At 62.4% G+C, this 17,777-nt stretch carries 19 protein-coding genes; 17 read left to right on the top strand and 2 right to left on the bottom strand.

Annotated features, from left to right (window positions below):
• Positions 1-2: 2 nt before the first annotated feature.
• Positions 3-1,466: a protein adenylyltransferase SelO gene (gene selO, locus AEQ63_RS10050; RefSeq protein WP_064363222.1), complete on the top strand. Its 1,464-nt coding sequence runs from the start codon at positions 3-5 to the stop codon at positions 1,464-1,466.
• 6 nt (positions 1,467-1,472) lie between these two features.
• Here selO and AEQ63_RS10055 read toward each other — a convergent pair whose 3' ends face one another.
• Positions 1,473-1,862, bottom strand: coding sequence for a helix-turn-helix domain-containing protein (locus tag AEQ63_RS10055; protein ID WP_064363223.1), 390 nt, complete (start codon positions 1,860-1,862; stop codon positions 1,473-1,475).
• Positions 1,863-2,062: 200 nt separating this feature from the next.
• Between AEQ63_RS10055 and trxC the strand changes: the two genes are divergently transcribed.
• On the top strand, positions 2,063-2,497 hold the full coding sequence (trxC, locus tag AEQ63_RS10060; RefSeq protein ID WP_042608721.1) for a thioredoxin TrxC: 435 nt from the start codon (positions 2,063-2,065) through the stop codon (positions 2,495-2,497).
• A 133-nt stretch (positions 2,498-2,630) separates the two neighbouring features.
• Here trxC and AEQ63_RS10065 read toward each other — a convergent pair whose 3' ends face one another.
• Positions 2,631-3,401 (bottom strand): ParA family protein, encoded by a 771-nt coding sequence (locus tag AEQ63_RS10065; protein ID WP_064363225.1) that lies wholly within the window; start codon positions 3,399-3,401, stop codon positions 2,631-2,633.
• A 356-nt stretch (positions 3,402-3,757) separates the two neighbouring features.
• On the opposite strand from AEQ63_RS10065, the gene AEQ63_RS10070 reads away from it, so the two are divergent.
• From AEQ63_RS10070 to AEQ63_RS10140, 15 genes are read left to right on the top strand one after another with little or no spacing between them, the layout of a single operon-like run.
• On the top strand, positions 3,758-4,483 hold the full coding sequence (locus AEQ63_RS10070) for a beta-ketoacyl synthase chain length factor (protein WP_064363227.1): 726 nt from the start codon (positions 3,758-3,760) through the stop codon (positions 4,481-4,483).
• On the top strand, positions 4,459-5,271 hold the full coding sequence (locus AEQ63_RS10075; protein WP_064363229.1) for a lysophospholipid acyltransferase family protein: 813 nt from the start codon (positions 4,459-4,461) through the stop codon (positions 5,269-5,271). Before AEQ63_RS10070 ends, AEQ63_RS10075 begins: the two co-directional genes overlap by 25 nt.
• On the top strand, positions 5,249-5,524 hold the full coding sequence (locus AEQ63_RS10080) for a phosphopantetheine-binding protein (RefSeq protein WP_039756723.1): 276 nt from the start codon (positions 5,249-5,251) through the stop codon (positions 5,522-5,524). The genes AEQ63_RS10075 and AEQ63_RS10080 overlap by 23 nt, the downstream gene beginning before the upstream one ends.
• 9 nt (positions 5,525-5,533) lie before the next feature.
• A complete protein-coding gene (locus AEQ63_RS10085; protein ID WP_016772026.1) occupies positions 5,534-5,788 on the top strand; it encodes an acyl carrier protein in 255 nt (84 codons plus the stop codon).
• Positions 5,785-6,330 (top strand): membrane protein, encoded by a 546-nt coding sequence (locus tag AEQ63_RS10090; protein WP_042608716.1) that lies wholly within the window; start codon positions 5,785-5,787, stop codon positions 6,328-6,330. The genes AEQ63_RS10085 and AEQ63_RS10090 overlap by 4 nt, the downstream gene beginning before the upstream one ends.
• Complete coding sequence (locus AEQ63_RS10095) at positions 6,327-8,006, top strand: acyl-CoA synthetase family protein (RefSeq protein ID WP_064363230.1); 1,680 nt, start codon at positions 6,327-6,329, stop codon at positions 8,004-8,006. The genes AEQ63_RS10090 and AEQ63_RS10095 overlap by 4 nt, the downstream gene beginning before the upstream one ends.
• A gap of 23 nt (positions 8,007-8,029) precedes the next feature.
• The gene (locus AEQ63_RS10100; protein WP_064363409.1) at positions 8,030-8,764 is read left to right on the top strand and encodes a glycosyltransferase family 2 protein; all 735 of its coding nucleotides are present in this window, start codon (positions 8,030-8,032) and stop codon (positions 8,762-8,764) included.
• Positions 8,761-9,708 carry an LpxL/LpxP family acyltransferase gene (locus AEQ63_RS10105; protein WP_064363232.1) on the top strand — a complete coding sequence of 316 codons (948 nt, stop codon included), beginning with the start codon at positions 8,761-8,763 and terminating at the stop codon, positions 9,706-9,708. The genes AEQ63_RS10100 and AEQ63_RS10105 overlap by 4 nt, the downstream gene beginning before the upstream one ends.
• Positions 9,689-11,233, top strand: a complete 1,545-nt coding sequence (locus AEQ63_RS10110) for an HAL/PAL/TAL family ammonia-lyase (RefSeq protein ID WP_064363235.1) — start codon at positions 9,689-9,691, stop codon at positions 11,231-11,233. Before AEQ63_RS10105 ends, AEQ63_RS10110 begins: the two co-directional genes overlap by 20 nt.
• The gene (locus tag AEQ63_RS10115) at positions 11,226-11,651 is read left to right on the top strand and encodes an acyl-CoA thioesterase (protein WP_042608713.1); all 426 of its coding nucleotides are present in this window, start codon (positions 11,226-11,228) and stop codon (positions 11,649-11,651) included. The genes AEQ63_RS10110 and AEQ63_RS10115 overlap by 8 nt, the downstream gene beginning before the upstream one ends.
• The gene (locus tag AEQ63_RS10120; RefSeq protein WP_064363237.1) at positions 11,648-12,250 is read left to right on the top strand and encodes an outer membrane lipoprotein carrier protein LolA; all 603 of its coding nucleotides are present in this window, start codon (positions 11,648-11,650) and stop codon (positions 12,248-12,250) included. Before AEQ63_RS10115 ends, AEQ63_RS10120 begins: the two co-directional genes overlap by 4 nt.
• Positions 12,234-14,564, top strand: coding sequence for an MMPL family transporter (locus AEQ63_RS10125; protein WP_064363240.1), 2,331 nt, complete (start codon positions 12,234-12,236; stop codon positions 14,562-14,564). Before AEQ63_RS10120 ends, AEQ63_RS10125 begins: the two co-directional genes overlap by 17 nt.
• Positions 14,561-15,724, top strand: coding sequence for a sodium:proton antiporter (locus tag AEQ63_RS10130; RefSeq protein ID WP_064363241.1), 1,164 nt, complete (start codon positions 14,561-14,563; stop codon positions 15,722-15,724). The genes AEQ63_RS10125 and AEQ63_RS10130 overlap by 4 nt, the downstream gene beginning before the upstream one ends.
• The gene (locus AEQ63_RS10135; RefSeq protein ID WP_064363244.1) at positions 15,711-16,958 is read left to right on the top strand and encodes an NAD(P)/FAD-dependent oxidoreductase; all 1,248 of its coding nucleotides are present in this window, start codon (positions 15,711-15,713) and stop codon (positions 16,956-16,958) included. The genes AEQ63_RS10130 and AEQ63_RS10135 overlap by 14 nt, the downstream gene beginning before the upstream one ends.
• The gene (locus tag AEQ63_RS10140; protein WP_064363246.1) at positions 16,955-17,680 is read left to right on the top strand and encodes a class I SAM-dependent methyltransferase; all 726 of its coding nucleotides are present in this window, start codon (positions 16,955-16,957) and stop codon (positions 17,678-17,680) included. The genes AEQ63_RS10135 and AEQ63_RS10140 overlap by 4 nt, the downstream gene beginning before the upstream one ends.
• Positions 17,681-17,777: the final 97 nt, after the last annotated feature.

Consider the following 17,777-nt stretch of genomic DNA (forward strand, 5'->3'; position numbering starts at 1 on the left):
CCGTGAAAGCCCTCGACGAACTGACTTTCGACAACCGCTTCGCCCGTCTCGGCGACGCGTTCTCTGCGCACGTACTGCCGGAGCCGATCGACAACCCGCGTCTGGTGGTCGCCAGCCCGGCCGCCCTGGCTCTGCTGGATCTCGATGCGGCCAGCGCCGAAACCGAAGAATTCGCGCAACTGTTCGGCGGCCACAAACTCTGGGCCGACGCCGAACCCCGAGCGATGGTGTATTCCGGGCATCAGTTCGGCGGCTATACCCCGCAATTGGGTGACGGCCGCGGTTTGCTACTGGGCGAGGTCTACAACAACGCCGGCGAGCATTGGGACTTGCACCTCAAGGGCGCCGGACAAACACCGTTTTCGCGCATGGGCGATGGCCGCGCGGTGCTGCGTTCCTCGATTCGCGAATTTCTCGCTTCCGAAGCGCTATACGCGTTGAACATTCCGTCTTCCCGGGCCGCCTGCGTGATCGGCTCCGACACGCCCGTCTGGCGTGAAAAGCAGGAACGCGCGGCGATGGTGCTGCGCCTGGCGCCGAGCCATATCCGCTTCGGCCACTTCGAATATTTCTACTACACCAAACGCCCCGAGCAGCAGAAACAGCTCGCTGAGCATGTGCTGGCGATGCACTTCCCCGAATGCCTTGAGCAACCGGAACCGTATCTGGCGATGTTCCGCGAGATCGTCGAGCGCAACGCCGAACTGATCGCCAAGTGGCAGGCTTATGGCTTCTGCCACGGCGTGATGAACACCGACAACATGTCGATCCTCGGCATCACCTTCGACTTCGGCCCGTTCGCTTTCCTCGATGACTTCGACGCGCATTTCATCTGCAACCACTCCGATGATCAGGGCCGCTACTCGTTCAGCAATCAGGTGCCGGTCGGCCAGTGGAACCTCAGCGCCCTCGCCCAGGCACTGACGCCGTTCATCAGCGTCGAGGCCCTGCGTGAAACCCTCGGCCTGTACCTGCCGCTGTTCCAGGCGCACTATCTCGACCTGATGCGCCGCCGCTTCGGCTTCACCACCGCCGAGGACGATGACCAGCAACTGCTGGAAAACCTGCTGCAACTGATGCAGAACAGCGGCGTCGACTACACACTGTTCTTCCGCCGCCTCGGTGAAGATTCAGCCGAACCGGCCATTGCCCGCCTGCGCGATGACTTCGTCGATATCAAGGGTTTCGATGCCTGGGGCGAACGCTACGTCGCCCGGGTGGCCCGCGAAGGCGATGCCGATCAGGCACAACGCCGCGCGCGGATGCACGCGGTCAATCCGCTGTACATCCTGCGCAATTACCTGGCGCAAAAAGCCATTGATGCTGCCGAGCAAGGCGACTACACCGAAGTACGCCGCCTGCATGCGGTGTTGAGCAAGCCGTTCGAGGAACAGCCGGGAATGGAAGGTTACGCCGAGCGGCCACCGGAGTGGGGCAAGCATTTGGAGATCAGTTGTTCGTCGTGAGCAAGGTCAGGTGAACACGTCGATAGGCACATTGAAACGTTCGGCCAACCAGCGAATCTGGCGCAAGTTGAGCTTGCGCTTACCGCTCAAAATCTCCAAGACAACCGATTGAGTACCAACACCCGGTAAATCGCTCTGGGTCAGGCCGTGCTCGCGCATCATGTAACCGAGAACCTCTTCGCCACTTGCCTTAGCCATGGGGTGATGGGTGCGATCCCATTCCTCGATCCAGTCACCGATGATGTCCACCAAGCTCATCAACGGGTGCGACTCATCATCGCCGGTAATTTCCAGCAGTTCGTCAATTGCCGCTACCAGAGCGTCGTAGTCGTCTTCGTCTTCCGGTCTACGCAAAAGCTCGGAGAGGGAAAAGCGTTTCACAGTCTTGGTGGTCATTGCACGGAAGTCCAAGAGATATATCGTTGAGGGCTGCACAAGATTACCGACTCGATAAATTCCAGATAGTCAGCCTCCCCACCGATATGCGTAGGCGCTTTCCTCAAATAAAGAAGGTCGTGACCTACAGAACAATTACTTGATAATCGCGACTTCGACTCCAGATCAGTCTTCAAAGACTTCCTGCCCGAGAGCCCATTATGTCCACCCCACTTCTCATCCCCTGCCCCACCTGCAACGGCCTCAACCGCATCCCCGCCGAGCGCCTGGCTGACCAGCCCAAATGCGGGCGCTGCAAGTCTGCAGTGCTGTTGAGCAAACCGTTCGATCTCAAGCAAGGCGATTACGCCAGTCAGATCAAGGGTGATCTGCCGTTGCTGGTAGATGTGTGGGCCGACTGGTGCGGGCCGTGCAAGTCGTTTGCGCCGGTGTTTGAACAGGCCGCGGCGCAACTGGCGGGCAAGTGTCGGCTGGCCAAGCTCGACAGCGAGGCGAACCAGCAGTTGTCGGCACAGCTGGGGATTCGCTCGATTCCGAGTCTGATTCTGTTTAAAAACGGCAGGGAAGTGGCGCGCCAGAGTGGGGCGCTTCCGTTGCCGCAGTTGATGGCTTGGCTGCGTAGCCAAGGCATCTGACACAACCAGATCACCCTGTGGGAGCGAGCCTGCTCGCGAAGGCGGCCGATCATTCAGCGCTGATATTGAATGTGCCGGCCTATTCGCGAGCAGGCTCGCTCCCACATTGGGAATTTGCGTGTCATTCGGGGAATCAGTGGCCTTCCAGCAGATTGTGCAGTTCAACGAACTGCTGGGTCAGTTTGTGCCGTGGATCGAGGTGGATCAGCGGCATGCTGGCCTGGTGCGACTCGCGCATGCGCACCGAACTGCTCAAATACACCGGTAGCACCGGCAAGCCCTCAGCGATCAGCTCATCGAGCATCTGCTGTGGCAGGCTGGCCCGCGCCTGGAACTGATTGACCACAATGCCTTCGACTTCCAGGCCTTCGTTGTGGTCGTCCTTCAATTCCTCGATTTCGGCGATCAGCCCGTACAGCGCCTGACGGGAGAAACTGTCGCAGTCGAAAGGAATCAACACCCGATCCGCCGCAATCAGCGCCGATACCGCATAGAAATTCAACGCAGGCGGGGTGTCGAGATAGATCCGGTCGTAATCCTCGGCCAGCTCATCGAGCAACTTGCGCAGCTTGTTGATCTTGTGTTTCGCCTCGAGCTTGGGCTGCAGATCGGCCAGCTCGGCAGTGGCGGTAATGATGTGCAGGTTGTCAAACGGCGTTTCATAGATGTCCGCCTGATTCTTTTTCGAGAACGGCCCGGAGGACAGCGTCTGTTTGAAGAAATCGGCGATGCCCATGGGGATGTCGTCGCCAGTGAGCCCGGTCAGATACTGAGTGGAATTGGCCTGGGCATCGAGGTCGACCAACAACGTGCGATAACCCTCGCTGGCGCTGACCGCCGCCAGATTGCAGGCGATGCTGGATTTGCCTACGCCACCTTTCTGATTGAACACCACGCGCCGCATGACCAAACCTCCGTGTATCAAAGAATGACCGAGTGTAGTTGCCGGTGACCGCGCTTCGCTACCTTCACGGACATGGACTACGCCGTCAGGTGTAAATATCGACGCTCAGCCATGGAAAAAACCGCCAGCCATCGCAGAGACTCCTGACAGACAGGCCGCGGGGAATATGGATAATGGCCAAGTGATAGCCACCTGACGAACCGCTCGGTACATTTTGTTGGGCAAAATGTAACCAACATTTGCTACACACCCGTCGCACCGGGATAATGCGCGCCACCCGGCGCCCTGCGCCAAGCCAAGCCTGCTGCGGCGCTGGCGACTCAACGCGTCAACGAAAGCCCGCAGGGGCGGGATGAATGTCCGTGATCAACTTCAACATCGCCCAATGGCGCGCGTGGGCCCCGGGGCTCGACAGCGTGGACGCCTGGCAGGCCTGGAGCCGACAACCGGTCGTGCTCCAGAGCAGTGATGCCGCGCCCGATGTGTCGTTTCTGCCGGCCATGCAGCGCCGCCGCCTCAGCCGTCTGGCGCGGATGGCCTTCAGCGTTGGCTGGCCGCTGGCCGACGGAAGGAGCAATCTGCCGCTGGTGTTCGTCTCGCGGCACGGTGAAACCCCTCGCACGTTTGAAATCCTCCGCGATCTGGCCACCGAACAGCCTCTGTCGCCGACCCAGTTCAGCCTTTCGGTGCATAACGCGATCATCGGTTTGTGGTCGATCATGCGCGGCGAAACCAGCGAAATGACCGCCCTCGCTGCCGCTGGCGACGGTCTGGAACACGGCATGCTCGAAGCGGCGGCACTGCTTGCTGAAGGCGCCACGGCGGTGCTGTTGGTGATCACCGAAGAGCAGCCACCCGAGGCGTACTCACAGTGGGTCGATGATGTGCCGTTCCCTTACGCGCTCGGTTTGTTGCTGACGCCGGGTACCGACTGGCGGCTGACCCTGAACAGCAGCAGCGAAACCCGGTCAAAGGCGCACTGGCCGCACGCGCTCAACCTGCTGCGAACCCTGCTCGGCCAGCAACCTGATTGCCAACATGCGTGGAAAAATCGTGTATGGACCTGGCATCGCAACCCGTGACCGCCAAACACCGCGACGCCTATTACTGGCGCCTGCTGGCCACTGCTGCGAGCTTCGCCTTGTTCGGGCTCGGCGGGCTGTGCCTGCGCCTGCTGGTATTTCCGCTGCTCGGTTGCCTGCCCGGTGACGCACTTGAACATCGCCTGCGCGCCCGGCGTACGGTCAGCCGACTGTTCTGGTTTTTCGTGCGGTTCATGGCGCGCACCGGCGTGCTCACCTACGACATCGAGGGCGCCGAACGACTTGGCCGGCCGGGGCAGATGATCATTGCCAACCACCCGTCGCTGATCGATGTGGTGTTTCTCATCGGTCTGGTGCGCCACGCCAATTGCGTGGTGAAGAAGACCCTCTGGGATAACCCGTTCACCCGTGGCCCGCTGCGCCGCACCGAGTACATCAGCAATGACGGCAGCATGGATATGCTCGATGCCGCTGCGCAATCGTTGCAGGACGGCCAGACCCTGATCATATTCCCCGAAGGCACGCGCACCCGGCCCGGGCAGGCGCCGGCCTTTCATCGGGGGGCGGCGGCGATTGCCTTGCGCGGTGCGAAAATCGTTACCCCAGTGATCATCAAGGTCAGCCCGACCACCCTGACCAAAGCCGAGCCGTGGTATCGCATCCCCCATCGCCGCGTGCACTTCAGTTTTCGCGTGGGGGCCGATATAGACCCACAGACCTTCGCCGCGCAAGGCCCCGCACCGCAGGCCTCGCGCAAGCTCAACGATTATTTGCATGACTATTTCATTAAGGAGCTCGCCGCAGATGAGCGAACTGAACACCGCTAGCCTGGTGCGTGACATCAAACTGCTGATCATCGACGCCCTCGGCCTCGAAGACATCAGCCCCGAGGACATCGGCGACGAGCAGACATTGTTCGGCGAAGGCCTCGGCCTGGATTCCGTGGACGCACTGGAACTGGGCCTGGCGATCCAGAAAAAATACGGCATCAAGATTGACGCCGATGCCAAAGACACCCGCAACCATTTCACCAACGTGGCCAGCCTTGCGGCATTCGTCACGGCAAAACAGGCAGCTTGAGACCGGACCATGCAAACTCGTGACGATATTTTCAACACCCTGCGCGATGCCCTGGTCGAGCTGTTCGAACTGGATCCGGCCCGTGTAAGCATGGACGCCAATCTGTATCAGGATCTGGAAATCGACAGCATCGACGCCGTCGACCTGATCGATCACATCAAACGCCAGACCGGCAAGAAGATCGCCGCCGAAGAATTCAAATCAGTGCGCACCGTCGGTGACGTGGTCGAGGCGGTGTTCCGTCTGGTTCAACCGGCCGCATGAGCCGACTGATCGGCCTCGGCCTGCTGCTGGCCGGTCTGCTGTACCCCTTCGCGGTGTATTTCGGCATGGAGCATTTCGCCCCGTGGCAATTTGCGCTGCTGCTGGGCAGCCTGTGGCTGGCGCGCGCCCTGACCGGCGAACGCAAGCCCGGCAGCCTGTGGATGGCCTGCGTAGCGATCGCGTTCTGCCTGTTGCTGGCGGTATTCGACAGCCCGCAATTGCTGCGCTGGTACCCGGTGCTGATCAGCGCGTTCATGCTGGTGCTGTTCGGCGTGAGCCTGAAATACGGCCCGCCGATGGTCGAGCGTCTGGCGCGCTTGCGCGAGCCGGAGCTGCCGGAGGTTGCCGTTCGCTACACACGCAAGGTCACGCTGGCCTGGAGCGTGTTTTTCTTCTGCAACGGTTTGTGCGCCGCCCTCCTCACCCTGTGGGCGCCGCTGGATTGGTGGATGTTGTACACCGGCCTGATCTCCTATGGATTGATCGGCCTGATGTTTGCCATTGAATGGCTGATACGACAACGGGTAAGAGGCCGTACATGAATTGGATAAAACTTGAGCAGCTGTTGCTCAAGGCACTGCCGGCACGGGCGATCTGCCAGGCGCCGGCTCTCGATCACGCGCAGTTGCACGCGCAGGCCCTGAGCGTTGCCGCTGGCCTGCAAGGCCAAGGCGTGAAACGCCTGGCCGTGCACCTGGAAGATGCCGCCGACCTCGCCATCGCCCTGCTTGGCGCGTGGCGCGCCGGCGTCAGCGTGTTGCTGCCGGCAGACCTGCAAGCACAGACGCGTCAGCGCTGGTCCCCTGAAGTCGATCTGTGGCTGACCGATCAGCCGGGCGACGCGCAGCTCGATGACTTCACTCAACCGGGATTGCCGGGCGCAGAACTGGATCTCGATCAATGCCGACTGAGCCTGTGCACCTCCGGCTCCAGCGGCGAGCCCAAGCGCATCGACAAGACCCTGCGTCAATTGGCCAATGAAGTCGAGGCGCTGGAGCAGCTGTGGGGCGCAGACCTCGGTGAGGCTTGCATCATCGGCAGTGTCGCCACGCAACACATCTACGGTCTGCTGTTTCGCGTGTTGTGGCCGTTGTGCGCCGGACGTCCGTTCGTGCGCCGGCAACTGGCGTTTTCCGAAGACTTGCAGCGCGCCAGCCGCGAGCACCCGACCTTTGCCTGGGTCGCCAGCCCGGCGCTGCTCAAGCGCATGGGCGACAACCTCGACTGGCCGGCCTTGAGGGCCGTGCGCCGGGTATTTTCTTCCGGTGGCGCGTTGCCGCTGGAGGCCGCGCAAAGTCTGCAACAGCGCTTGGAGCAATGGCCGACGGAAATCCTCGGCAGTTCGGAAACCGGCGGCATCGCCTGGCGCCAGGGCGAGTCGTTATGGCAGCCGTTCGCCGGCGTCGAACTGAGCCAGGACAGCGACGGCGCCCTGCTGATCGCCTCGCCTTATCTGCCTGCCGGCCACATCGAACACAGCGCCGACGCCGCGCGCATTGCCGCTGACGGTCGCTTCGAACTGCTGGGGCGGCTGGACCGCATCGTCAAACTGGAAGAAAAACGCATCTCGCTGCCGATGCTCGAACAGGCTCTGATCGATCACGACTGGGTCGCTGAAGCGCGCCTCGGTGTCGTGCAGGAAAACCGCGCCTCGCTCGGTGCGCTGCTGGTACTCAGCGAATCTGGCCTGTTCGCCCTGCGCGAGCACGGCCGCCGTGGCCTGACCGAAATACTGCGCAAACATCTGAGCCAGCATTGCGAAGCCCTCGCCCTGCCCCGACGCTGGCGCCTGCTGCGGCAAATGCCATTCAACAGCCAGGGCAAACTGGCGCAAGCCGACGTCGAAGCGTTGCTTTTGGCCGCACGACCAAAAACGCCCGAAGTGCTGGAACAAAGCGAAACCGAAGGTGAGTGGAGCCTGCAACTCAGCGTGCCGCCGGATCTGGCCTACTTCAGCGGGCACTTCCCCAAGGCGCCGGTTTTGCCTGGTGTGGTGCAGGTGGAATGGGCATTGAACCTGGGTCGCCAATTGCTCAACCTGACCGCCCCGTTTGCCGGCATGGAAGTGCTGAAGTTCCAGCAACTGGTGCGCCCCGGCGATGAAATCCAGTTACACCTGCGTTTCGATCCAGAGCGCAGCAAACTGTATTTCGCTTATCGCAATGACACGGCGACCTGTTCCAGCGGCCGAATCCTGCTAGGAGTTGGCAATGCATAACCTGTGGCGAGGGGATGTATTCCATGCATAACCCTTGCGCCGTAATCCCGGTCTACAACCACGAAACCGCAATCGGCACCGTGGTCGATGCTCTGCTCGCCCAAGGTCTGCCATGCATTCTGGTGGACGACGCCAGCAAGCCCTCCTGCGCAAAAGTCCTCGACGCTCTGGCCGAACGCGACAACGTGCACCTGGTGCGCCTGACCGCCAACCAGGGCAAGGGCGGCGCGGTAATGACCGGTCTGCGCGAAGCCTCGCGCCTGGGCTACAGCCATGCCTTGCAGGTCGATGCCGACGGCCAGCACGATTTGCACGATGTCGCGCGCTTCGTCGCCGAATCCCGCGCTCATCCGGAGGCGATGATCTGCGGCTATCCGCTGTTTGACGAGAGCGTGCCGAAAGGACGTTTGTACGCGCGCTATCTGACCCACGTGATGGTGTGGATCAACAGCCTGTCGTTGCAGATTCGCGATTCGATGTGCGGCTTCCGCGTTTACCCGCTGACGCCGACCCTGGCAGTGATCGACTCGGCCAAGGTGGGCAAACGCATGGATTTCGATTCGGACATTCTCGTGCGCCTGGCCTGGCGCAATCAGCCGATGCGCTGGCTGCAGACCAGCGTGCATTACCCGCTGGACGGCGTGTCGCACTTTCGCCTGTTCCACGACAACGCGCTGATCTCCAGCATGCACACGCGGCTGTTCTTCGGCATGTTGCTGCGTTGGCCGCTGATCCTCTGGCGGCGGTGGAAACCATGAGCGAAGAAGTCGACAACAAGCATTGGGCCGACCGCGAAGAACGCGGCAGTTTCCTGCTGATGAAATTCACCGCATTCGCCGCCAGAGTGCTTGGCCGGCGCCTGCTGAGTCCGTTGCTGTACGCCATCGTGCTGTATTTTTTCCTCTTCGGCCGCATCGCCCGGCGCAGTGCCTGGCAGTACCAGCAGCGTCTGGCCGAGTGGAGTCAGCGTGACGACCTGCGCCCGAGCCACCGGCGGGTATTCGGCCAGTTCATGACATTCGCCGATTCGCTGCTCGACAAGCTCGATGTGTGGAACGGCAAACTGAGCATCGAACAGATCGAAATCATCGACCCGGCGCTGCTGCGCAAGCAGTTGCGCGGCAGTCGCGGACAACTGCTGGTCGGCGCGCATCTGGGCAATCTCGAAGTGTGCCGGGCGTTGGCGGAGATCGGCGAAAAGGTCACCATGAACGTGCTGGTGCACACCAAGCACGCCGAGCAGTTCAACCGCCTGCTTGGTGAGGCCGGGGCGACCAATCTGCGCCTGATTCAGGTCAGCGAACTCGACCCGGTGATCATGCTGCAACTGCACGAACGGCTGGAGCGCGGCGAGTGGCTGGCGATCGCCGGTGACCGCGTGCCGCTGCACGGCGGGCGCAGTGTCACTGTGGATTTTCTCGGCCATCCGGCGCCGTTCCCGCAAGGCCCGTGGTTGCTGGCCGGTCTGCTCAAGTGCCCGGTCAATCTGCTGATGTGCCTCAAGCAACCTGAAGGCCACTATCGCCTGACTCTCGAACCGTTCGCCGACGCGGTGGTGTGGACACGCCGCGAGCGCGAGCAGGTCATTCATCAGTGGGCCACCCGCTACGCGCAGCGCCTGAGTCACTATTGCCTCGAAGCCCCACAGCAATGGTTCAACTTTTACCCTTTCTGGAAGACCGATGACGACGCCAACCCATGAGCCGGTAACCTTCGGCGAACGCCCTCTGCGCATCGAAGACGTGCTGGCCCTGGCCAACCGTCAGGCGCCCGTGCAGTTGCAGGCTGACGCCGACTATCGCGAGCGCATCGCCAAGGGCGCGCGTTTTCTCGATTCGCTGCTGGACAAGGAAGGGGTGATCTACGGCGTCACCACCGGTTACGGCGATTCCTGCGTGGTCGCGGTGCCGCTGCATCACGTCGAGGCGCTGCCGCGTCATCTCTATACTTTTCACGGTTGCGGCCTCGGCAAGCTGCTCGACGCGCAAGCCACCCGCGCGGTGCTGGCAGCGCGTTTGCAGTCGTTGTGTCACGGCGTTTCCGGGGTTCGGGTCGAACTGCTCGAGCGTCTGCACGCGTTTCTCGAATACGACATCCTGCCGCTGATTCCCGAGGAAGGCTCGGTCGGCGCCAGCGGCGATCTGACCCCGCTGTCCTACGTCGCCGCGACCCTGTCCGGCGAGCGCGAAGTGATGTTCCGCGGCGAGCGTCGTCAGGCTGCCGATGTGCATCGCGAACTCGGCTGGACGCCATTGGTACTGCGCCCGAAAGAAGCGCTGGCGCTGATGAACGGCACGGCGGTGATGACTGGCCTCGCCTGCCTCGCCTTCGCCCGCGCCGAGTATCTGCTGCAACCGGCCACACGCATCCCCGCCCTCCACGTCGTCGCGCTGCAGGGCAATCCGGAGCACTTCGACGAGCGCCTGTTCGCCGCCAAGCCGCATCCGGGGCAGATGCAGGTGGCCGCATGGCTGCGCAAGGATCTGGCGATCGACGCGCCAACTGCGCCGCTGCATCGTCTGCAGGATCGTTACTCGCTGCGTTGCGCGCCGCATGTGCTCGGCGTGCTGGCCGACAGCCTGAACTGGCTGCGCGGTTTCATCGAAATCGAACTGAACAGTGCCAACGACAACCCGATTATCGATGCCGAAGCCGAGCGCGTTCTGCATGGCGGGCACTTCTACGGCGGGCACATCGCCTTCGCCATGGACAGTTTGAAAAACCTTGTGGCCAACGTCGCCGATCTGCTCGATCGGCAACTGGCGTTGCTGGTCGACGAGCGCTACAACCACGGCTTGCCGAGCAACCTGTCCGGCGCGCCCGCCGATCGGGCGATGATCAATCACGGCTTCAAGGCGGTGCAGATCGGCACCAGTGCCTGGACCGCCGAAGCGCTGAAAAACACCATGCCGGCCAGCGTGTTCTCGCGCTCCACCGAATGCCACAACCAGGACAAGGTGAGCATGGGCACCATCGCCGCCCGTGATGCGATTCGTGTGCTGGAGCTGACCGAGCAGGTTGCCGCCGCCACGCTGCTCGCAGCCAACCAGGGCGTGTGGCTGCGCGCTCAAGCCTTCGATGCGCGTCCGCTGCCGCCGGCGCTGGCGGCGATGCACGCAGAACTCGGCAAAGACTTCCCGCCGGTCATCGAAGACCGCGCGCTGGAAGGCGAATTGCGCCTGTGCCTGCAACGCATCGCCGCGCAACACTGGAGGCTGCATGCGTAGTGCCGGAGTGCTTCACGCCGATACCGAGATTCTGGTGCCGTTCTTCGACGTCGACACCATGCACGTGGTCTGGCACGGCCATTACGTCAAATACCTGGAAGTGGCGCGCTGCGCGCTGCTGGACAAGATCGGCCACAACTACACGCAGATGGTCGAGTCTGGTTACGCCTGGCCGATCATCGACCTGCAGCTGCGCTACGTGCGCAGCGCGGTGTTCGGTCAACGGCTGAATGTGCGCGCCAGTCTGGTCGAGTGGGAAAACCGCCTGAAGATCAATTACCTGATCACCGACCTGCAGACCGGCGAGCGCCTGACCCGCGCCAGCTCGGTGCAGGTCGCCGTCGAAGTCAGCAGCCGCGAGATGCAGCTGGCTTCACCGAAAGTCTTCACCGATGCCGTGGAAAGGATGCTGCGATGAATATGTTTTTCAAAAGCCTTGGTGCGTTGACGCTGCTGGCCGTGTCGTCATGGGCCCATGCCTTCGACCTGCAACAGCTCAGTGAACAACTGGCGAAACCGGACGTTATCCACGGCCAGTTCATTCAGGAAAAACACCTGCGCGCCCTGCCGCAGCCGCTGATCAGCAAGGGCAGCTTCGTCCTCGCGAAAACGCATGGCTTGCTGTGGCTATTGAAAACCCCGCTGCAACAGGACTACCGCATCACCGCCAAAGGCATCGCCCGCCGCGACAACAACGGCTGGCAACTGCTGCCGAACAAGAGCGCCGGCGCCGAGCAGAACCGGCTGTTCCTCGCCGTGCTGCAAGGTGACAGCAGCGGTTTGCAACGGGATTTCGAGCTGGCCCTGAGCGGCACGGCGCAACAATGGAGGCTGACCCTGACCCCGCGTTCGATGCTGCTCAAGCAGGTGTTCCAGCAAATCAATATCGACGGCGGTGCTCTGGTGCAAACCATCGAACTGCTGGAAACCCAGGGCGACAGCACCCTGCTGCGCATGCAGGACAGCACCGCCGAGCAACCCTTGAGCGAAGCGGAGCAACATGACTTTGCCGAGTGAACGCAGGCTGCCCTGGCTGTTTCTGAGCCTGCTGCTGGCCGTCGTCGCGCTGGCCGCGTGGCAGTGGCGCGACGGTGCGCCGTTGTCGGCCAACCTAATGGAGCTGGTGCCCGGGACCAATCCCGACGCGCTGGAATTGCGCGCCGAGCAGCGTATGCAGGAGCCGCTCAACCGCGAAATGCTGGTACTGGTCGGCCACGCCGATCGCCAGCAAGCACTGACCATGGCCCGGCAATTGGGCGAGCAATGGCAGGCCAGCGGTCTGTTCGAAACCGTGCAGTGGAATCTGCAAGCCGACTTGCCAGCGCTACGCACGCAATTGCTGCAAGGGCGCCTGGCGATGCTCTCGGCGGATGATCGGCAGCTGCTCAGCGAACACCCCGACGTGTTCATCCAGCAGCGGGTGCAGGCGCTGTTCGATCCGTTCAACGGCTTTACCCTGGTGCCGAGTCAGGACGACTGGCTGGGCCTGACCGGGCGCATCCAGAACAGCCAGCCGAAACACGGCGCGGTGCAACTGGACATCGGCAGCGGCGCACTGATCGCCGAAGCCGACGGCAAGAGCTGGGTGATGCTGCGGGCGCGCACCACCGGCAACGCCTTCGACATGAACCTGCCGCTGCAAGTCGCGGATCTGCTCCAGCACAGCCGTGAACAGGCAGCCAAAAGCGACGTGCAGTTGCTTGCCGCCAGTGGCCTGCTCTATGCGGCTAACGGCCAACAACAGGCCACCCGCGAAATGACCTGGGTCGGCGGCGGCGCGACGGTCGGGATTCTGCTGTTGCTGCTGTTGGCGTTTCGTCGCTGGCGCGTGCTGCTGGCCTTCGTTCCCGTGCTGGTGGGCATGCTGTTCGGCGCGGTGGCCTGCGTGGCGCTGTTCGGCCACATGCATGTGATGACTCTGGTGCTCGGTTCGAGCCTGATCGGCGTCGCCGTGGATTACCCGCTGCACTATCTGTCCAAGAGCTGGAGCCTCAAGCCCTGGCGCAGCTGGCCGGCCCTGCGCCTGACTTTGCCGGGGCTGACCCTGAGCCTGATCACCAGCGTCATCGGCTATCTGGCGCTGGCGTGGACCCCGTTCCCGGCATTGACGCAGATCGCCGTTTTCTCCGCCGCCGGTTTGCTCGGCGCCTATCTGTCGGCGGTCTGTCTGCTGCCGGCACTGCTGAAAAATGTCGAACTGCGCCCGGCGCAATGGCCGCTGCGCCTGGCCGAACGCTTGATTCATCTGCGCGAAGCGCTGCTCGGTTGCATTCGCACGCCCGTGCTGCTGGCCCTGCTGATCGCCTTCTGCGTCGGCGGTCTGATGCAGTTGCAAAGCAAGAACGACATCCGCCAATGGGTCGGGGCGCCGCAGCATCTGACCGACGAAGCGCAGACCATCGCGCGCATCACCGGTTTCCAACCGACCAGCCAGTTCTTCCTCATTCGCGCCGCCAATCAGGAGCAATTGCTTGAGCGCCAGGCGGCGCTGAGCGAGCGTTTGCAGCAACTGGTCAACCTCGACAAGCTGCAGGGCTTTCTCGCCCTCGATCAACTGGTCAGCGCGCCGAGCCAGCAACAGCAAGTGCGCGAATCACTGAGCAAGCTGCCATTGTTCTGGCAACCGCTGCTCGACCTCGGCGTGCCGGCGGCGGCTTTGCAAAACGAATTGCAGCAGTTGCAGACCCTGCCCGCCGAAGACATCGACGCCGCGCTGGCCGGCCCGCTCGGTGAGCCGTATCGCACGCTATGGCTTGGCCCGACTGAAGACGGTGTTGCGGCAATGACCAGCCTGCAGGGCTTGAACAATCCGTCGTTGCTGCGCGTGCAGGCGCTGGACTTGCCAGGAGTGGTGCTGGTCGATCGCCTCGGTGATCTGAACAAAGTGTTCGCCGCCACGCAGATCAGCGCCGCCGAACTGAAACTGGCCTCCTGCGTGTTGATCGTGCTGGTGCTGATTCTGCCGTTCGGCCTGACCGGCGCGCTGCGTATCGTTGCCCTGCCGCTGCTGGCAGCGCTGTGCAGTCTGGCCAGCCTCGGCTGGCTCGGTCAGCCGCTGACTCTGTTCAGCCTGTTCGGCCTGCTGCTGGTGACGGCGATCAGCGTCGATTACGCGATCCTCATGCGTGAACAGGTGGGCGGCGCGGCGGTGAGCCTGCTCGGCACCCTGCTCGCGGCGCTGACGACATGGCTGTCGTTCGGCCTGCTGGCAGTGTCCAGCACGCCGGCGGTGAGCAATTTCGGCCTGTCGGTAAGCCTCGGTCTGGCGTTCAGCTTCATGCTCGCGCCGTGGGCCGGGCGCCATGAAACGGTTTCGGAGACAGCAGCATGATGGTTGCCGGCTTCTGGTTGCTGGCCCTGGCGTTGTTTGCGCTGGCGACCCGGATCGGCCGCCATTTCGGCCTGATTCCGATCGTCAGTCAGTTGCTACTGGCGAGCTTCGGTTTGCCGCTGCTGATGTACTTCTGGATCGAACCGGGCTGGCAGCTCAGCGGTGCACAACTGATCGCGCCGGACTGGCTGAAAAACCTCTACAGCCTGAGTTTCGCCTTGCTGCTCGGGCACATTCTCAGCGATGTGATCGACCTGAAACTCGATCGTCAGAGCGTGAAAATTGCCCTGCCGAGTTTCATCGTGCCATTCACCTGCGGTCTGGCAGCCGCGCACTGGCTGTTGCCCGCGCAGCCATGGCTCAACTCACTGGCGATCGGATTGGTCTTCGCCATTACTGCGATCCCGGTGTTGTACCTTTATTTGCGCCATATCGATTACCCACCGGCCGCCACCCGGCGACTGGTGCAGACCGCAATCCTCATCGACCTGACCTGCTGGACGCTGTTCGGCCTCGCCCAGGGCAGCCTGCAGCTGAGCAGCCTGTTGCTGCCCTTGGCGATGGCTGGCGTGCCGCTGTTCCTGTATCTGCTACGCGTGCGTCGCCCGCTGACCTACAGCCTCGGATTCTTCGCGCTGCTGGTCATGGCCGAGCATTACAAACTCAACGCACTGATTTTCGGCATCGGCTATCTGCTGTGCATGGCGGTGCTGAAAGTGCCGCTGGTGCTGCCATTGCCGGCGCGCTGGATGAGCCGTTTGCAGGTGTGGATCGCGATCCCGCTGATCCTTACGTTCGGCATCGTCCAGATCGACGTGCACAGCGCTCTTGCCAGTCTCGACGGCGGACAATGGGCGGCGCTGCTGCTGTTGCCGATTGCCAGTAAACTGCTCGGCAACTGGCTCGGCCTCGGCTGGGCAGGCGCGTCGTTCGCGGGCGCCAGTCGCTGGCGCGAAAGCGTGCTGCTGAACATTCGCGGCCTGAGCGAAATCGTCTTTCTCAACCTGCTGTTGCAACAACACCTCATCACCCCGGCGCTGTATTTCGCGCTGATGCTGATGGGCCTGATCGCCACGCTGCTGCCGGCCCTGATCGGCCTGCATCGCGCGCCCCTGAATCTGAACAGTCCTTTGCCCCGGAGCTCACGTGCCAATCGTTGAAATGGAATCCCGTCAGGTCGTGATCATCGGTGCCGGCCCGTCCGGCGCTATCGCCGCGGCCCTGCTCAAGCGCAAGGGCCACGATGTGCTGGTGCTCGAGCGTCAGCACTTCCCGCGCTTCTCCATCGGCGAAAGCCTGCTCAGCCATTGCCTGGATTTCGTCGAAGAAGCCGGCATGCTCGACGCCGTCAACGCCGCCGGGTTCCAGCGCAAGACCGGCGCGGCGTTTGCCTGGGGCGAGCGCTACAGCGCTTTCGATTTTGGCGACACTTTCACCGCCGGCAAGCCGACCACGTTCCAGGTGCAGCGCGCCGATTTCGACAAGTTGCTGGCCGACCAAGCAGCATTGCAAGGTGCGGAAATCCGTTATGGCGATGCGATCGTCAGCGTCGATTTCGATCAGGCGAAACCACTCCTTGATGTGCGCCGCGAAGATGGCAGCGAGTACCGCGTCGAAGCCGATTTCGTCCTGGACGCCAGCGGTTACGGCCGCGTGCTGTCGCGTCTGCTGGACCTCGAAGCGCCGTCGAATTTCCCGGTGCGTCAGGCCGTGTTCACCCATGTTGAAGATCACATCGACAGCCCGGCGTTCGACCGGGAAAAAATCCTCGTCACCACTCACCCGCAGCACCGCGACGTGTGGTTCTGGACCATCCCGTTCAGCAACGGTCGCTGCTCCGTGGGCGTGGTCGCGGCCGAGGAACATTTCCAGGGCCGCGACAGCGACCTCGATGCCTGCCTGCGCAGTTTCATCGCCGAAACACCAAGCCTCGCCAGGGTTCTCAACAACGCGGTCTGGGACACCCCGGCGCGTACCCTCGGCGGTTACGCGGCCAACGTGAAAACCCTGCACGGCCCGGGCTTCGCCCTGCTGGGCAATGCCGCGGAATTCCTCGATCCGGTGTTCTCCTCCGGCGTGACCATTGCCATGCGCTCGGCAAGCATGGCTGCCGGCGTGCTAAACCGTCAGTTGCAGGGTGAAACGGTCGACTGGCAACGGGAATTTGCCGAGCCGTTGAAACGCGGCGTCGACACCTTTCGCTGCTACGTCGAAGGCTGGTACGCCGGTACCTTTCAGGACGTGATTTTCTACGAGGACAGCCAGGCGGACATTCGCCGGATGATCTGCTCGATTCTCGCCGGCTACGCCTGGGACGAGCGCAACCCGTTCGTCAGCGAAGCGCGGCGCCGGCTGAAGATGATTTCCGAACTCTGCGCGCAGGACGCCTCATGAATTACCTGAGCGACAGTTACGTCGAGGAAACCCGCTTCGGCTTCTGGTTCCTGCGCAGCCACACCTGGCAGCACCATGTGCTGCGCGTGGCGATCAATGATCTGCGTGAGTTGTTCTGTGAGCCGCTGCCGGAACAGCCGGTGCTGCTGGACGCCGGTTGCGGGCAAGGCAAGTCGTTCGCTCACTTGCGCCAGACCTTTGCCCCGCAGCGCCTGATCGGCGTCGACGCCGACCCGCACAGCCTGCACCTGAGCGGCGAAGAGGCTGCGCGCCTGGGCATGCCGGTCGAGTTGATCGGCAGCGATTGCGCCACGCTCCAGGTCGCCGATGCCAGCGTCGATCTGCTGTTCTGTCACCAGACCTTCCATCATCTGGTCGAGCAGGAAAAAGCCCTGGCCGAGTTCTATCGCGTGCTGAAACCGGGCGGCTATCTGCTGTTCGCCGAGTCCACCGAGGCTTATATCGATACCTGGGTCATCCGCTGGCTGTTCCGTCATCCGATGCACGTACAAAAGAGCGCCGCCGGGTATCTGCAGATGATTCGCGAGCAGGGTTTCGAGTTTGCCGAGCGCAATGTTTCCTACCCGTACCTGTGGTGGAGCCGGTCGAAGGACTTTGGCTTGCTGGAGCGGTTAGGGTTGCGTAAGCCCAAGCCGTTTGGCGAACGCGAAGAGACGCTGGTGAATGTCGTAGCGCGCAAGCCGCTTGCGGGTGCTATCTGATGCAACGCATAACCTGTAGGAGTGAGCCTGCTCGCGATAGCGGTAGGTCAGCCAATGACTATTTTGAATGCATGACCGCTATCGCAAGCAGGCTCAC

This window comes from Pseudomonas sp. RIT-PI-o, from assembly GCF_001297215.1.
Lineage (GTDB): Bacteria > Pseudomonadota > Gammaproteobacteria > Pseudomonadales > Pseudomonadaceae > Aquipseudomonas > Aquipseudomonas moraviensis_A.

Coding starts and splice junctions, on each gene's coding strand:
- AEQ63_RS10090 (WP_042608716.1), top strand. CDS start 5,785: ATGAGCCGACTGATCGGCCTCGGCCTGCTGCTGGCCGGTCTGCTGTAC.
- AEQ63_RS10085 (WP_016772026.1), top strand. CDS start 5,534: ATGCAAACTCGTGACGATATTTTCAACACCCTGCGCGATGCCCTGGTC.
- AEQ63_RS10130 (WP_064363241.1), top strand. CDS start 14,561: ATGATGGTTGCCGGCTTCTGGTTGCTGGCCCTGGCGTTGTTTGCGCTG.
- AEQ63_RS10140 (WP_064363246.1), top strand. CDS start 16,955: ATGAATTACCTGAGCGACAGTTACGTCGAGGAAACCCGCTTCGGCTTC.
- AEQ63_RS10075 (WP_064363229.1), top strand. CDS start 4,459: ATGGACCTGGCATCGCAACCCGTGACCGCCAAACACCGCGACGCCTAT.
- trxC (WP_042608721.1), top strand. CDS start 2,063: ATGTCCACCCCACTTCTCATCCCCTGCCCCACCTGCAACGGCCTCAAC.
- AEQ63_RS10065 (WP_064363225.1), bottom strand. CDS start 3,401: ATGCGGCGCGTGGTGTTCAATCAGAAAGGTGGCGTAGGCAAATCCAGC.
- AEQ63_RS10055 (WP_064363223.1), bottom strand. CDS start 1,862: ATGACCACCAAGACTGTGAAACGCTTTTCCCTCTCCGAGCTTTTGCGT.
- AEQ63_RS10125 (WP_064363240.1), top strand. CDS start 12,234: ATGACTTTGCCGAGTGAACGCAGGCTGCCCTGGCTGTTTCTGAGCCTG.
- AEQ63_RS10120 (WP_064363237.1), top strand. CDS start 11,648: ATGAATATGTTTTTCAAAAGCCTTGGTGCGTTGACGCTGCTGGCCGTG.
- AEQ63_RS10100 (WP_064363409.1), top strand. CDS start 8,030: ATGCATAACCCTTGCGCCGTAATCCCGGTCTACAACCACGAAACCGCA.
- AEQ63_RS10080 (WP_039756723.1), top strand. CDS start 5,249: ATGAGCGAACTGAACACCGCTAGCCTGGTGCGTGACATCAAACTGCTG.
- AEQ63_RS10105 (WP_064363232.1), top strand. CDS start 8,761: ATGAGCGAAGAAGTCGACAACAAGCATTGGGCCGACCGCGAAGAACGC.
- AEQ63_RS10095 (WP_064363230.1), top strand. CDS start 6,327: ATGAATTGGATAAAACTTGAGCAGCTGTTGCTCAAGGCACTGCCGGCA.
- AEQ63_RS10110 (WP_064363235.1), top strand. CDS start 9,689: ATGACGACGCCAACCCATGAGCCGGTAACCTTCGGCGAACGCCCTCTG.
- AEQ63_RS10070 (WP_064363227.1), top strand. CDS start 3,758: ATGTCCGTGATCAACTTCAACATCGCCCAATGGCGCGCGTGGGCCCCG.
- AEQ63_RS10115 (WP_042608713.1), top strand. CDS start 11,226: ATGCGTAGTGCCGGAGTGCTTCACGCCGATACCGAGATTCTGGTGCCG.